We start from the raw sequence: 12,312 nt of genomic DNA, 5'->3' as shown, positions 1-12,312 counted from the left end.
TCAAGAACACCCCTATTCCAGCACCGGCTGCGCAAAAGCCTTGCGCACCGAATCGTGAGAGAACTCGTCGGCATGCTCTTGGACCCATTCGAGGGCCAGGGCCTGGATATCCTGCAAGTCCTCGTGGGCGTCATGCAGGCGGCAGTAGCGTTCGATCTGGCACACCTGCTCACCCATTCGGGCGCTGAACAGCGTTTGTTCATCGACGAAGGCGATGCCCACCAGGTAACCACGCTTGCGTCGCAGGCACCAGGCGACATAGCCCAGGTAGCGCATGTCCGGGTTCACGGTCGGCATGCGTACCTCCAGCGCCGTGCCGTGGCGCCACGCGCGGTGATAATTGCAAGCCATGCCCCCGAGGCTGATAGTGTGCAGCTGTCGTCGCGAAAGACACTCAGGTTTCAGCAACTTTAACTCGACGGGCACATCGTCAGGGTGAGGAATGAATCGTCCCATGAACACAGACTCCATGTGTCGGCCATCTGACATTGTTCCCTCCAGTATAGTGGTCGAATTGGAACTGACCGATTTTGACGCCGACCAACGGCTGCTGGCGATGAGCGGCGTATCGCTGGTCATTTTCACCAGTGTCGGCTGCGCCAGTTGCCGTTTTGCCCGTGAGCAATTGCCGACACTCGATCTGGCAGTCGACCGACTGTGCTGGATTGATGCCGGCAACAACGGCGGGGTGGTCGAGCGTTATCAGGTCTTTCACTTGCCGGCGCTGTTTGTCGTTCGCGACGGTGAATTCTTTGGAGCACTCAAATCGCGTCTGACCGACACCGAGCTCAATCGAGCCGTGCGCCAGGCGCTGAGTCGAACAGCAGAGGAGTTGCCATGACGGGGACAGTTGCCAGGCCGACGATCGGCATTATCGGGACCGGCGCAATCGGCGGTTTCTACGGGGTGATGCTGGCGCGAGCCGGTTTTGATGTGCATTTTCTGCTACGCAGCGAGTTTTCCGCCGTGACCGAGCACGGGTTGCAAGTCGATAGCGCGCCCCACGGTGCGCTGAAACTGAATCCGGTACAGGCTTATTCGAACGCTGAAGACATGCCGCCCTGCGACTGGCTGCTTGTGGGGGCGAAAACCACCAGCAACGCCGACCTGGCACCTGCCATCCTGCAAGCGGCGGCACCGAATGCCAAGGTACTGCTGCTGCAAAACGGCCTGGACGTCGAAGACAGCCTGCGCGAGCTGCTCCCCGATTCGCTGCATGTGCTCGGAGGGCTGTGCTACATCTGCGTCCATCGCGAGGCGCCGGGCGTCATCACCCATCAGGCGCTGGGCGCGGTGCATGTGGGGTATCACAGCGGTCCCGCCGATGGGCCGGCACGCACTGCGATTGTCGAGGAGGGCGTCGGGCTGTTTCGCAGCACCGGCCTCGATTCCCAGGCCATGGCGAATTTACATCAGGCGCGTTGGCAAAAACTGGTCTGGAATATCCCTTACAACGGTCTCTCGGTTTTGCTGGGGGCGAGCACCACACCGTTGATGGCCGATGCTGACAGCCGCGAGCTGGTCAAGGCGCTGATGGCTGAAGTGGTTCAAGGCGCAGTTGCCTGCGGGCATGACGTACCGGCAGGGTATGCCGAGCATTTGTTCATGGTGACCGAAAAGATGCCCGACTACTGGCCGAGCATGTACCACGATTACTTGCACAAGCGACCGCTGGAACTGGCCGCGATCTACGCCCGGCCTTTGGCGGCGGCGAAGGCAGCCGGGTGTGAGATGCCACGCACCGAGGCCTTGTATCGCAGTTTGAGTTTCATTGATCGACGCAACACCTGAGTCGACCGACCTGAGGGGGAAGGGCATGCCAAAGGCAATTGACGACAAGCTGGTGCTGGCGATTTCTTCGCGGGCGCTGTTCGACCTGAGCGAAAGCCACAAGGTCTACCTGTCGAGTGGCGTCGAAGCCTACCGGCAGTATCAGATCGAACATGAAGACGAAATCCTCGAGCCCGGCGATGCCTTCCCGTTGGTGCAGAAACTCCTGAACCTCAACAACAGCCTCGGCCGCGCCCGGGTCGAAGTTATTCTGGTGTCGCGCAACAGCGCCGACACCGGGCTGCGGGTGTTCAACTCGATTGACCACTACGGACTGGCAATTTCCCGTGCGGCCTTTGTCGGCGGGCGCAGTCCGTATCCCTACCTCAAGGCCTTTGGCTGCGATCTGTTTCTCTCGACCCACGCCGAAGACGTACGCAATGCACTGGACGCCGGGTTCGCGGCAGCGACCATTCTGTCGGGTGGTGCCAGCCGTGCGGCTAGCGACGAGTTACGCATTGCCTTCGACGGAGACGCGGTGCTGTTTTCCGATGAGTCGGAGCGCATTTATCAGGCCGGTGGTCTGGAAGCGTTCCAGGCCAGCGAGCGTGAGGCCGCCCGCGAGCCGTTGCGCGGAGGGCCGTTCAAGGGCTTTCTCGCTGCTCTCAATCTGTTGCAGCGTGAATTCCCGGAAGACACCTGTCCGATCCGTACCGCGCTGGTCACGGCGCGATCGGCACCGGCCCATGAGCGGGTTATTCGCACGTTGCGCGAATGGGACATCCGTCTCGACGAGTCGCTGTTCCTCGGCGGCCTGACCAAGTCGGCCTTTCTCGAAGCCTTCGCGGCGGACGTGTTTTTCGACGATCAGGCCGGCCACTGCGAGTTGGCCCGTGAAGTCGTCGCCACCGGTCATGTGCCCCATGGCATAAGCAACGAGCAAAAGGTTTAAGCCCACCGTTCAATGCGTTGCGCCGGACGTCGTAGTCGCCAAGGCACTGCTAAGCTGAATCAAATCTCCGCCATGTTGGCAGTCGAGGAGGTCATATGATTCGTACGATGCTGTATGCCACTGACCTTGGCCTGTATGCGCCCGTGGTGATGCAGCATGCCCTGGAGCTGGCCAGGACCTTCAATGCCGGTTTGTACGTCGTGCATGCGGTTGAACCCATGGGGTTGTTTGCCGAATCGGTGCTGCAAAGTTATCTCGATGAACAGGCGCTGAACGAGTTTCACAGCCAGGGCCTCAATACGGTGATTGCCAGTATCGAGCAACGGGTGCTCGACAGTTTTCGTGAGGAGTTGGGGGATGAAGGGGAGCACGACCTGGAGCGGATTCAGGCAGTACGGGTGCTGCAGGGCGATCCGTCGCAGGTGATTCTGGACCAGGCGCAGAAACTCTCCGTGGATTTGTTGATCGTAGGTAGTCACAGCCATGGCGCCGGTGCGGAAACGCCTTTGGGGCGAACCGCCGCCCGTGTGTTGCAACTGTCCAAGGTGCCGGTCTATCTGGTGCCGTTGGTGCAACGTCGTCGCCAAGGGGACCGCTAGGACACGAATAATGGCAATCTGATAAAAAAGTTCTAGATTTATTCTTCGAGCCATTAATATAGTTATATATCGTCGCTGATGCCCGTGGCGTCTACCTGCTTTGAGGGATTCATATGAAGCTTCAACAATTGCGCTACATCTGGGAAGTGGCGCACCACGACCTCAACGTTTCCGCTACAGCCCAAAGTCTTTACACCTCTCAACCGGGCATCAGCAAGCAGATCCGTCTGCTGGAAGACGAGCTGGGCGTCGAGGTTTTTGCCCGCAGCGGCAAGCACCTGACCCGCGTTACCCCAGCCGGCGAGCGCATCATCACCACCGCTGGCGAGATTCTGCGCAAGGTTGAAAGCATCAAGCAGATCGCCCAGGAATTCTCCAACGAGAAGAAAGGCACCCTGTCGATTGCCACCACTCACACCCAGGCGCGTTATGCATTGCCGCCGGTGATCAGCAATTTCATCAAGCAATACCCGGACGTTGCCCTGCACATGCACCAGGGATCGCCGATGCAAATCGCCGAAATGGCCGCTGACGGCACCGTGGATTTCGCCATCGCCACCGAAGCGCTCGAGCTGTTCGGCGATCTGGTGATGATGCCGTGCTACCGCTGGAACCGATGCGTGGTCGTGCCTCAGGGCCACCCGCTGACCAAGCTGTCGAAACTGACCCTCGAAGCACTGGCCGAATACCCGATCGTGACGTATGTGTTCGGTTTCACCGGCCGTTCGAAACTCGACGAAGCCTTCAGCCATCGCGGCCTGACGCCGAAAGTGGTGTTCACCGCTGCCGACGCCGACGTGATCAAGACCTATGTTCGCCTGGGGCTGGGCGTGGGCATCGTGGCGAAAATGGCCGTCGACAGCAAACTCGACAGCGACCTGGTGGTGCTCGACGCCAGCGAACTGTTCGAGTCCAGCGTGACCAAGATCGGCTTCCGTCGCGGCACCTTCCTGCGAGGCTTCATGTGCGACTTCATCGAGAAGTTCGCGCCGCACCTGACCCGCGAAGTCATGGCCAAGGCCATTCAGTGCCACAACAAGCAGGAACTGGAAGAGCTGTTCGAGGGCGTCGAACTGCCCGTTCACTGATAGCGTTTCTGCCGGTCAAACTACCTCGGTGACAGCGAACTGTTGCCGAGCGCCCGCCACCATGATCTCCACCTCATCGCCCTCGAATTTACCCAGCAGGCTTTTGCCCAGCGGTGAGCGCGGGGTGATGACGGTGATCAGTTGCCCCACCAGATCGACCTTCAGCCCGGCTGCATCGGGTGCCAGAAACAGCCATTGTTCGCGCCCCTTTTCGTCCTCGAGCCCGAGCAGCGCGCCCACTTCGATGCCCCGCTGATCGTCATACGGGCGCAGGGCCAGGTTCAGGCAGAGGTTCAGTGACTGGCGAATTTCCTCGCCCCGCCTGGCTTGCCCGGCCGCGAGATAGGACGCTTCCAGCCCCAGGGTGTCGTACTTGTTCTCGGCGATGTTTTCTTCGTGGGTTGCCGTTTCGTAGGCGGTTTGCGCGGCCCGCTCGGCGATGTCGAGATCGATCCGCAGCTTGTCGAGAATCAGTTGGTGGACGGTTTGCTTATTCATGATCAATCGCAGAATTGCAGGACGTTGGCGCGACTTTTTTCGCTGGGCGCAGTCCGGTCCTGTTGCAGCCAGAACTGACAGCTTGGGTTGGACAGGTTGCGACTGCTGCTGCTGCGCGCCTGATCGAGCCGTTGCTGCTGCTCGTTCTTGCGCAGGTTTTCTTCATATTGGTCGAACAGCGGGCTTTGTGACGGCATGTCCGGCACCGATTGGGCCACCACAGGTGGTTTGGCCAGTTGCTCCACAGCTGTCGCCACAGACGCCAATTGCTCGCTGAAAAGCAGGCGCGAAGCGAGCCAGCAGGTCAGCACGATGGCAATGAATCCCAGCCACATGCCGAGGGCGATGCTGCCGGTCAGTTGCAGGGCGTTGAGGCTGATCGGGAAGGATCGGCGTGGAGTGGGGCGGTGGGGCATGATTGCCTCCTGGCGAAAGGTCACTGGCGAGTGGCGATTGTCGCATGAAGAATAATCGCCGTCGGCTCTTCTGCACGGGGTAATTTATGCGGACAATCGGCGCCTTTGCCAACGGGAGCCTGGAATGCCTGAAATGAAAACCCGCTGGGATATTTTTTGCACCGTGGTCGACAACTTCGGCGACATCGGGGTGACCTGGCGACTGGCCCGGCAACTGGTGGCCGAACATGGTCTGGCGGTGCGTCTGTGGGTCGATGATCTTCGAGCGTTCGAGCGCCTGTGCCCGGAAATCGACATCCATGCTGCGCAACAGTGGCAGCAGGACGTCGAAGTGTGCCAGTGGCCCGCCGAGTGGCAGCCGACTGAAGCCGCCGATGTGGTGATTGCTGCCTTTGCCTGCCAATTGCCGAGCGCCTATATGGAGGCCATGGCCGAACGGGAAAAGACGCCGCTGTGGATGAACCTCGACTATCTGAGCGCCGAAGACTGGGTGATCGGCTGCCACGGTTTGCCCTCGGTGAAGTACAAAAATGTGCAGAAGTTCTTCTTCTTCCCTGGATTCCGGAAGGGCACCGGTGGACTGCTGCGTGAGCGAGGGTTGCTGGAACGGCGTCGGCAATTTCAGCAAAATCCGCAAGTTCAAAGAGAATTCTTGCAAGGTTTGGGGATTGATCCTGCGCCTGGCACGCAGCTGATCTCATTGTTTGCCTACGAAAACACCGGTCTGGCCAGTTGGCTCGATGGGATGGCTGGCGATTCTACGGCCACTCATCTGCTGGTGCCGGAAGGGCGGATTCTCGGCGACGTCGAGCGTTGGCTTGGTGTGCAGGGTCTGGCGGCCGGTGCAGTGCATGTGCGGGATGCCTTGACCGTGCAAGTGCTGCCATTTGTCCGCCAGGATCAATACGACCGGTTGCTGTGGTGCTGCGATTTCAATGCCGTGCGCGGCGAAGATTCCTTCGTGCGCGCTCAATGGGCCGGCCGGCCATTTCTCTGGCACATTTACCGGCAGGAAGAAGACATCCACCTGGACAAGCTCGAAGCCTTCCTCGAACTTTATGTAAAAGGGTTATCTGCGCCTGCGCGGGAGGCGATCAGCGGTCTCTGGCGGGCGTGGAACGCTGGTGAAAAAATAGCCGACCACTGGCAATTTACCCGTAAACACTGGCCAGAGCTGGAAAAACACGCCGAGGCGTGGTGTCAGGAACAGGCCTTGCAGGCCGATCTTGCCACGGCGCTGGTACAGTTTTATGGAAATTGGATATGATACGCGGCCTAGATTTTTGTAAATCCCATCCAAATTCGGATATTCGCAATGAAAACTGGTAAAGAACTGAAACCCGGGACCGTGATTCGTCTCGAAAACGATCCTTGGCTGGTTCAGAAAGCTGAATTCACCAAGTCCGGTCGTAACAGCGCGATCATGAAGACCAAGCTGAAGAACCTGCTGACCGGTTACAAGACCGAGATCGTTTACAGCGCCGACGACAAACTGGACGACGTAATCCTCGACCGCAAAGAAGCGACCCTGTCCTTCATCAGCGGCGACACCTACACGTTCATGGACACCACCGACTACACCATGTACGAGCTGAACGCTGAAGACATCGAAGCCGTTCTGCCTTTCGTTGAAGAAGGCATGACCGATGTTTGCGAAGCGATCTTCTTCGAAGAGCGTCTGGTTTCCGTAGAGCTGCCGACCACCATCGTGCGCGTAGTTGACTACACCGAAGGTTCGGCTCGCGGCGACACTTCCGGCAAAGTAATGAAGCCAGCCAAGCTGAGCAACGGTACCGAGCTGCAAGTTGCTGACTTCATCGAAATCGGTGACAAGATCGAGATCGACACCCGCGAAGGCGGTTCCTACAAAGGCCGTGCCAAATAAGCACAGCTTCAGGAATGAAAAAGCCCGACCATTGAGTCGGGCTTTTTTGTGCCTGCGATTTCGGGTTCAACCAGAAACCCTGTGGGAGCGAGCTTTTTATTTCAGGTGTTCCTTGAGCTCTTGCGAAGCCTGCAACATCGCCGAACGCACCGCTGGCACCTGGCTCACCACGTTGAGCAAACCGTAGTCGTGGATCAGGCCGTTGTAGCGAACCGAAGTCACCGGCACTCCGGCCTCGTCCAGTTTGCGGGCGTAGGCTTCGCCTTCGTCGCGCAACACGTCGGCACCGGCGGTCTGCACCAGCGCTGGAGGCAATCCTTTCAACTGAGCGCTGGTCGCGCGCAGTGGCGAGGCGTAGATCTCATTCCGTTGATTGGCGTCGGTGGTGTAGTTGTCCCAGAACCACTTCATCATGTTTTTGGTGAGGAAGTGCCCCTCGGCAAACTGGTTGTAGGACGCGGTTTCGAAGTTGGCATCAGTCACTGGCCACAACAGCACCTGGAACCTGATCGCCGGTGTGCCCTTGTCCTTGGCCATCAGCGCAACCACCGCCGCCATGTTACCGCCGACACTGTTGCCGGCTACCGCCAGGCGCTTGCCATCGACGCTGATCTCTTTACCGTGCTCGGCCACCCATCGGGTTGCGGCATAAGCCTGGTTGATCGCCACCGGGTAATGCGCTTCCGGCGACGGCGTGTAGTTCACGAACACGGCCGCGGCACCCGAACCCATCACCAGGTCACGCACCAGCCGCTCGTGGGTCGGGAAATCCCCCAGCACCCAGCCACCGCCGTGGAAGAACATGAACACCGGCAGCTCGCCCTTGACCCCGGCCGGCCGGACGATGGTCAGGCTGATCGGTTGGCCGTCGACTTGAATGGTCTTCTGGCTGACATCGGCTTTTGGCAGCGTCAGCTTGACCCCGGCTTGCGCACCTACCAGAACGGCGCGGGCCTCGGCGGGCGTCATTTGCTCCATCGGCTTGCCGGTACCGGCATTCAGCACATCGAGGAATGCTTGGGTGTTGTGCTCAACCCCGCTACCTGCGAATGCGTTGCTGATGGACAAGGCGAGAAGGGTACCGGTCAAGACTTTGCTGAAAGTGTTCATGTTCGTTTCCTGTTCGGGCCTGGGTAGCCAGCGCTTAGACGGTTACGTGCAGACGCACATCGACGTTGCCACGGGTGGCGTTGGAGTACGGGCAGACCTGGTGGGCCGCGTCGACCAGTGCTTGTGCATCGGCTTGTTCAAGACCCGGCAGGCTGATGTGCAGGTCGATGTCCAGGCCGAAGCCGCCGGGGATCTGGCCAATGCCGACGTGGGCAGTGATCGAAGCGTCGTTCGGGATGCTGCGCTTGGTCTGGCTGGCCACGAATTTCAGGGCACCGATGAAGCAGGCGGAGTAGCCGGCAGCGAACAGTTGCTCAGGGTTGGTGGCTGCGCCGCCGGCACCGCCGAGTTCTTTCGGCGTGGCGAGCTTGACGTCGAGGATGTTGTCGCTGGAAACCGCACGACCGTCACGGCCACCGGTGGAAGTTGCGATTGCGGTGTAGAGAGTTTGCATGGTGAAAGCCTCGTTCAGGGTTTGTTTGTTTTACGCTAAATATTTGCGCGCTAAGTAATGGCGAGATGAATGTATCGCGCAAATATTTAGCGCACAAGATAAATAGTAAAATTAATTTGCCAGGACAGACGAACGGTTGAGAAGGATTGGCTGGAGCTATTGAGTTAGAGCGACTGGAGGTTTTACAGGCGGCTTTTTCGGAAGGGGAATCGGGTTCTGTGGGACAGCACAAAGCAAATGTGGGAGCGGGCTTTGTGCTGGCCTTGAAACTACAGGCTGTCTTGCAGGTGGCGACGCAGCTCCTGCAACTCCGCTTGCAGGTTTTGCAGACGCTCCACGGTCATCCCGCTGGCGCCGAGGATGCACTGGGGAACATCACGGGCCTTGTCACGCAAGGCCCGACCCTGTTCGGTGAGTTCGACGATTACCACCCGCTCGTCTTCGCGGCTGCGGGTTCGGCTGAGCAGGCCTTCGGCTTCCAGGCGCTTGAGCAGCGGCGTCAACGAGCCTGGATCGGTCAGCAACCGCGTGCTGATTTCACCTACGGTCAAACCGTCCCTTTCCCACAACACCATCATCGCCAGGTATTGCGGGTAGGTCAGGCCCAGCGCTTGCAGCAAGGGTTTGTAGACCTTGGTCATCATCAGCGAAGTGGAATGCAGGGCGAAGCAGGCCTGATTGTCCAGCAGCAGGTTGTCGCAGTTGTCCGGAGTGTTGCGCTCGGTGGTCATGTCGAAGCCTTGATCTGTGATCTCAAGAATCTAGCGGGCGAATCTTTAATGCGCCAGATAATTTTGATCAATGCCGCTGCAGATGGGTTTGCAGCACCAGATCCCAGGGCGGAACCGGGCTGAAGCGGGTTTTCAGGTACTCCAGCAACAAGCGACTGCGGGAGTTGGGTTGCTGTTCCAGGCGCAAGGCATAGATGCCGGCGCTTTCCGGTTTCGGCAGCCCGCTGTCGCAGAACAGCGGCAACAACTCACCCCGCAACAGGTACTCGCTGGCCAGCCAGGTCGGCAGATGCGCGATTCCCAGCCCGGCCAATGCGCCGCACACCAGCGCCTCGGCATTGTTGGCGCTCATGCGGATCCGCGCCGGCCGGTGCAACTGCATTTGCCCGTCGCGCTCGAAACGCCAGGCGAAGGGCGGGGCCAAGCCATCCCAGTCGAGCCCGTCGTGTTCAATAAGATGTGTGGGCTCGGTCGGAACGCCGCGACGCCGCAAATAATCAGGGCTGGCGCAGGCGATACGCACCATGCTCGCCAGTGGCGTGGCCACCAGCCGGGTATCGGCCAGTTGCCCGGCGCGCAATACCAGATCGACCTTGCCCAGGTTCAGGCCCTGCATGTCGACGAAGCTGTCGATCAAGTGCAGTTGCACATCGAGCCCGGGGTAGAGCATCAGGAAATCGGCAATCACCGGTGCCAGGTGCCGGCGCCCAAAGGCTGCCGGCGCATCGATACGAATCAGGCCTTCCGGCGCGCTGCTCAGGGACACGGCCTCGGCCCGGGCCAGGCGCAATTCGGCGACGATCCGCCGTGCGCGCTCGGCAAAGGCCAATCCCGCCGGAGTGGCGCGTACCGCATGAGTGCTGCGCAGGAACAACTGACTGCCGACCGCGCTTTCCAGGCTGTCGATACGCCTTGCCACGGCCGAAGGGGTCAGCGGATGACGCCGTGAGGCAGCGGAAAAACTGCCGGTTTCCAGCACGTCAAGGAACAAGGCCAGTTGGTCGGTCAGTTGATTGGGGTTCATGGCAGGTTTGCGCTTGTGCAAATTTGGCACAGCCATTGTGCGATGCTGTGCGTTTCCGCGCCAGAAGCAACTGCGTAGGATCAAAGGCCTGATGGCAATGGGGAAAATGTGGTGATTGAGTTCTTGATGTATCTGGCGTTTGGCGCTGCGTTGGGCACGCTCGGCGGGTTGTTCGGCATCGGCGGCGGCCTGATCGCCATTCCGCTACTGGGCGTGCTGTTCGGGCTCGATCAGCAGATAGCCCAAGGCACGGCCCTGGTGATGGTGGTGCCGAACGTGATGCTGGCGCTGTGGCGCTATCATCAGCGCAACCGGATCGAACTGCGCCACGCGTTACCGCTGGCCATCATGGGGTTCTGCTTCGCCTGGCTCGGATCGATCTGGGCGGTGGGCATTGATGCGCAAACCATGCGCATGGGTTTTGTCGCCTTTCTAGTTGCGCTGTCGGCGTACAACCTCGTCCGCATGTTCGCCGCCAGCGCCCCGGCGGCTTCTCAGATGAACTACTCATGGCCCTGGCTGGGCCTGCTTGGCGCTGCATCCGGCACAATGGGCGGATTGTTCGGCGTGGGAGGCGCGGTGGTGGCGACACCGGTGCTGACCAGCCTGTTTGGCACCAGCCAAGTAGTTGCGCAGGGGTTGTCGTTGGCGCTGGCCTTGCCGAGTACGGGGGTGACGCTGGTGACTTACGCCGCGCACCATCAGGTCAGCTGGGTGATCGGCTTACCCTTGGCGATCGGTGGGCTGATGAGCATCAGTTGGGGCGTGAAGGTTGCCCACGCATTGCCGGAGCGGCTGCTGCGCGGGCTGTTTTGCGGGTTCCTGGTGTTCTGTGCGGTGATGCTCGCCTTCAAGGTTTGAAGCCATCGACAATGTGCTCGGCCAGGCACTCGGTGATGGGTGACGGGTTATGCAGGTTGCGCACGAGCATGATGCTGGCCTCGGGCAGTAGCGGCAGATCCTCGGCCTCGCCGAGGATGCGCATGTCCGCGGTGATCAGGCTTTCAAGTTGCGCCGTGACGGCCAGGCCGGCGCTGACCACCGCCATGATCGCTGACAGGCTGTCGCTGTTGTACGCCACCCGATAATCACGCCCCCGGGCATCCAGGGCGTTACAGGCCCACTGGCGGCAGAAGCAATCACTGTTGAACATCGCCAGTGGCAGCGGCGTCTGCTCATGAGCGCTGTAGCATTGCGCTTCGGCCCAGACAAAACGCTCCTTGCGCAACAACTGGCCGATTTCACTGCCTGGTTCGCGGGTGACGATGGACAGGTCGAGGTCCTGGCGCATCAACAGTTGTTTTGATGATTCGCAGTGCACTTCTATCTGAATCAGCGGGTAAGACTGAGCAAACCGGCGCAGAATCCCCGGGAGGAACCGCATCACATAATCGTCAGGCGTGCCGATGCGCACGGTGCCGACCATGTCGGGTTCACGCAAGGTGTTGAATACTTCGCTGTGCAGCTTGAGGATCCGTCGCGCATAGCCGAGCAACACCTGGCCTTCAGCCGTCAGTCGCACCTGCCGCCCGTCGCGCTGGAACAACTGGCGCTGCAGCACATCTTCTTCCAGTCGTTTCATCTGCATGCTGACGGCTGACTGGGTGCGGTTGACCATTTCGCCGGCGCGGGTAAAGCCGCCCTGGTCGGCGATGGCGACGAAGGTGCGCAACACTTCGGTATCGATACTCGGGTAGGCGGACATCCATCAATCTCCGAGATATGTGACATCAGAAACATTCGTTGGATTGATCTTAGACCCGGCGCGAGACTGGAGCCATCCAA

16 protein-coding genes are annotated in these 12,312 nt (G+C 59.8%); 8 read left to right on the top strand and 8 right to left on the bottom strand.

The window, feature by feature from the left end; all coding sequences use genetic code 11:
* Window positions 1-12 precede the first annotated feature (12 nt).
* Window positions 13-456: a PilZ domain-containing protein gene (locus tag KGB07_RS16855; protein ID WP_046043374.1), complete on the bottom strand. Its 444-nt coding sequence runs from the start codon at window positions 454-456 to the stop codon at window positions 13-15.
* Here KGB07_RS16855 and KGB07_RS16850 point away from each other — a divergent pair.
* The 5 genes from KGB07_RS16850 (at window position 455) to cysB (ending at window position 4,409) form a co-directional block, all read left to right on the top strand.
* On the top strand, window positions 455-841 hold the full coding sequence (locus tag KGB07_RS16850) for a thioredoxin family protein (RefSeq protein ID WP_046043375.1): 387 nt from the start codon (window positions 455-457) through the stop codon (window positions 839-841). The genes KGB07_RS16855 and KGB07_RS16850 overlap by 2 nt on opposite strands.
* The gene (locus KGB07_RS16845; RefSeq protein ID WP_223465997.1) at window positions 838-1,791 is read left to right on the top strand and encodes a putative 2-dehydropantoate 2-reductase; all 954 of its coding nucleotides are present in this window, start codon (window positions 838-840) and stop codon (window positions 1,789-1,791) included. Before KGB07_RS16850 ends, KGB07_RS16845 begins: the two co-directional genes overlap by 4 nt.
* Before the next feature lie 25 nt (window positions 1,792-1,816).
* Window positions 1,817-2,722: a 5'-nucleotidase gene (locus KGB07_RS16840; RefSeq protein WP_046043378.1), complete on the top strand. Its 906-nt coding sequence runs from the start codon at window positions 1,817-1,819 to the stop codon at window positions 2,720-2,722.
* A gap of 95 nt (window positions 2,723-2,817) precedes the next feature.
* On the top strand, window positions 2,818-3,321 hold the full coding sequence (locus KGB07_RS16835) for a universal stress protein (protein WP_046043379.1): 504 nt from the start codon (window positions 2,818-2,820) through the stop codon (window positions 3,319-3,321).
* Window positions 3,322-3,434: 113 nt separating this feature from the next.
* On the top strand, window positions 3,435-4,409 hold the full coding sequence (gene cysB / locus KGB07_RS16830) for an HTH-type transcriptional regulator CysB (RefSeq protein WP_046043380.1): 975 nt from the start codon (window positions 3,435-3,437) through the stop codon (window positions 4,407-4,409).
* 15 nt (window positions 4,410-4,424) lie between these two features.
* Here cysB and KGB07_RS16825 read toward each other — a convergent pair whose 3' ends face one another.
* Window positions 4,425-4,907 carry a transcription elongation factor GreAB gene (locus tag KGB07_RS16825; RefSeq protein ID WP_223465995.1) on the bottom strand — a complete coding sequence of 161 codons (483 nt, stop codon included), beginning with the start codon at window positions 4,905-4,907 and terminating at the stop codon, window positions 4,425-4,427.
* A 2-nt stretch (window positions 4,908-4,909) separates the two neighbouring features.
* Window positions 4,910-5,323: a hypothetical protein gene (locus tag KGB07_RS16820; protein ID WP_223465993.1), complete on the bottom strand. Its 414-nt coding sequence runs from the start codon at window positions 5,321-5,323 to the stop codon at window positions 4,910-4,912.
* A 124-nt stretch (window positions 5,324-5,447) separates the two neighbouring features.
* Between KGB07_RS16820 and earP the strand changes: the two genes are divergently transcribed.
* Window positions 5,448-6,590 (top strand): elongation factor P maturation arginine rhamnosyltransferase EarP, encoded by a 1,143-nt coding sequence (gene earP / locus KGB07_RS16815; protein ID WP_223465992.1) that lies wholly within the window; start codon window positions 5,448-5,450, stop codon window positions 6,588-6,590.
* A 48-nt stretch (window positions 6,591-6,638) separates the two neighbouring features.
* Window positions 6,639-7,208 (top strand): elongation factor P, encoded by a 570-nt coding sequence (locus KGB07_RS16810; RefSeq protein WP_028619992.1) that lies wholly within the window; start codon window positions 6,639-6,641, stop codon window positions 7,206-7,208.
* 96 nt (window positions 7,209-7,304) lie between these two features.
* Here the strand turns inward: KGB07_RS16810 and KGB07_RS16805 are convergent, their stop codons facing one another.
* From KGB07_RS16805 to KGB07_RS16790, 4 genes are all read right to left on the bottom strand, one after another.
* Entirely contained in the window at window positions 7,305-8,318 is a 1,014-nt protein-coding gene (locus KGB07_RS16805; protein WP_223465991.1) for an alpha/beta hydrolase, read from the bottom strand.
* 34 nt (window positions 8,319-8,352) lie between these two features.
* A complete protein-coding gene (locus KGB07_RS16800; protein ID WP_046031808.1) occupies window positions 8,353-8,772 on the bottom strand; it encodes an organic hydroperoxide resistance protein in 420 nt (139 codons plus the stop codon).
* 269 nt (window positions 8,773-9,041) lie between these two features.
* Window positions 9,042-9,503 carry a MarR family winged helix-turn-helix transcriptional regulator gene (locus tag KGB07_RS16795; protein WP_046043389.1) on the bottom strand — a complete coding sequence of 154 codons (462 nt, stop codon included), beginning with the start codon at window positions 9,501-9,503 and terminating at the stop codon, window positions 9,042-9,044.
* A 67-nt stretch (window positions 9,504-9,570) separates the two neighbouring features.
* Window positions 9,571-10,527, bottom strand: coding sequence for a LysR family transcriptional regulator (locus KGB07_RS16790; protein ID WP_046043422.1), 957 nt, complete (start codon window positions 10,525-10,527; stop codon window positions 9,571-9,573).
* A 126-nt stretch (window positions 10,528-10,653) separates the two neighbouring features.
* On the opposite strand from KGB07_RS16790, the gene KGB07_RS16785 reads away from it, so the two are divergent.
* Complete coding sequence (locus tag KGB07_RS16785) at window positions 10,654-11,388, top strand: sulfite exporter TauE/SafE family protein (RefSeq protein ID WP_223466014.1); 735 nt, start codon at window positions 10,654-10,656, stop codon at window positions 11,386-11,388.
* Here KGB07_RS16785 and KGB07_RS16780 read toward each other — a convergent pair.
* The gene (locus KGB07_RS16780; protein ID WP_046043391.1) at window positions 11,378-12,232 is read right to left on the bottom strand and encodes a LysR substrate-binding domain-containing protein; all 855 of its coding nucleotides are present in this window, start codon (window positions 12,230-12,232) and stop codon (window positions 11,378-11,380) included. The genes KGB07_RS16785 and KGB07_RS16780 overlap by 11 nt on opposite strands.
* Window positions 12,233-12,312 lie beyond the last annotated feature (80 nt).

Origin of the sequence: Pseudomonas sp. GL-RE-26 (genome assembly GCF_019956275.1) — a bacterium.
GTDB classification, from domain to species: Bacteria; Pseudomonadota; Gammaproteobacteria; order Pseudomonadales; family Pseudomonadaceae; genus Aquipseudomonas; species Aquipseudomonas grandcourensis.
The sequence above is the reverse complement of the archived record's forward strand: the minus strand, read 5'-3'. Positions and strand labels throughout refer to the sequence as shown.

Coding starts and splice junctions, on each gene's coding strand:
- cysB (WP_046043380.1), top strand. CDS start 3,435: ATGAAGCTTCAACAATTGCGCTACATCTGGGAAGTGGCGCACCACGAC.
- KGB07_RS16840 (WP_046043378.1), top strand. CDS start 1,817: ATGCCAAAGGCAATTGACGACAAGCTGGTGCTGGCGATTTCTTCGCGG.
- KGB07_RS16845 (WP_223465997.1), top strand. CDS start 838: ATGACGGGGACAGTTGCCAGGCCGACGATCGGCATTATCGGGACCGGC.
- KGB07_RS16785 (WP_223466014.1), top strand. CDS start 10,654: ATGTATCTGGCGTTTGGCGCTGCGTTGGGCACGCTCGGCGGGTTGTTC.
- KGB07_RS16780 (WP_046043391.1), bottom strand. CDS start 12,232: ATGTCCGCCTACCCGAGTATCGATACCGAAGTGTTGCGCACCTTCGTC.
- KGB07_RS16795 (WP_046043389.1), bottom strand. CDS start 9,503: ATGACCACCGAGCGCAACACTCCGGACAACTGCGACAACCTGCTGCTG.
- KGB07_RS16790 (WP_046043422.1), bottom strand. CDS start 10,527: ATGAACCCCAATCAACTGACCGACCAACTGGCCTTGTTCCTTGACGTG.
- KGB07_RS16800 (WP_046031808.1), bottom strand. CDS start 8,772: ATGCAAACTCTCTACACCGCAATCGCAACTTCCACCGGTGGCCGTGAC.
- KGB07_RS16810 (WP_028619992.1), top strand. CDS start 6,639: ATGAAAACTGGTAAAGAACTGAAACCCGGGACCGTGATTCGTCTCGAA.
- KGB07_RS16825 (WP_223465995.1), bottom strand. CDS start 4,907: ATGAATAAGCAAACCGTCCACCAACTGATTCTCGACAAGCTGCGGATC.
- earP (WP_223465992.1), top strand. CDS start 5,448: ATGCCTGAAATGAAAACCCGCTGGGATATTTTTTGCACCGTGGTCGAC.
- KGB07_RS16835 (WP_046043379.1), top strand. CDS start 2,818: ATGATTCGTACGATGCTGTATGCCACTGACCTTGGCCTGTATGCGCCC.
- KGB07_RS16850 (WP_046043375.1), top strand. CDS start 455: ATGAACACAGACTCCATGTGTCGGCCATCTGACATTGTTCCCTCCAGT.
- KGB07_RS16855 (WP_046043374.1), bottom strand. CDS start 456: ATGGGACGATTCATTCCTCACCCTGACGATGTGCCCGTCGAGTTAAAG.
- KGB07_RS16805 (WP_223465991.1), bottom strand. CDS start 8,318: ATGAACACTTTCAGCAAAGTCTTGACCGGTACCCTTCTCGCCTTGTCC.
- KGB07_RS16820 (WP_223465993.1), bottom strand. CDS start 5,323: ATGCCCCACCGCCCCACTCCACGCCGATCCTTCCCGATCAGCCTCAAC.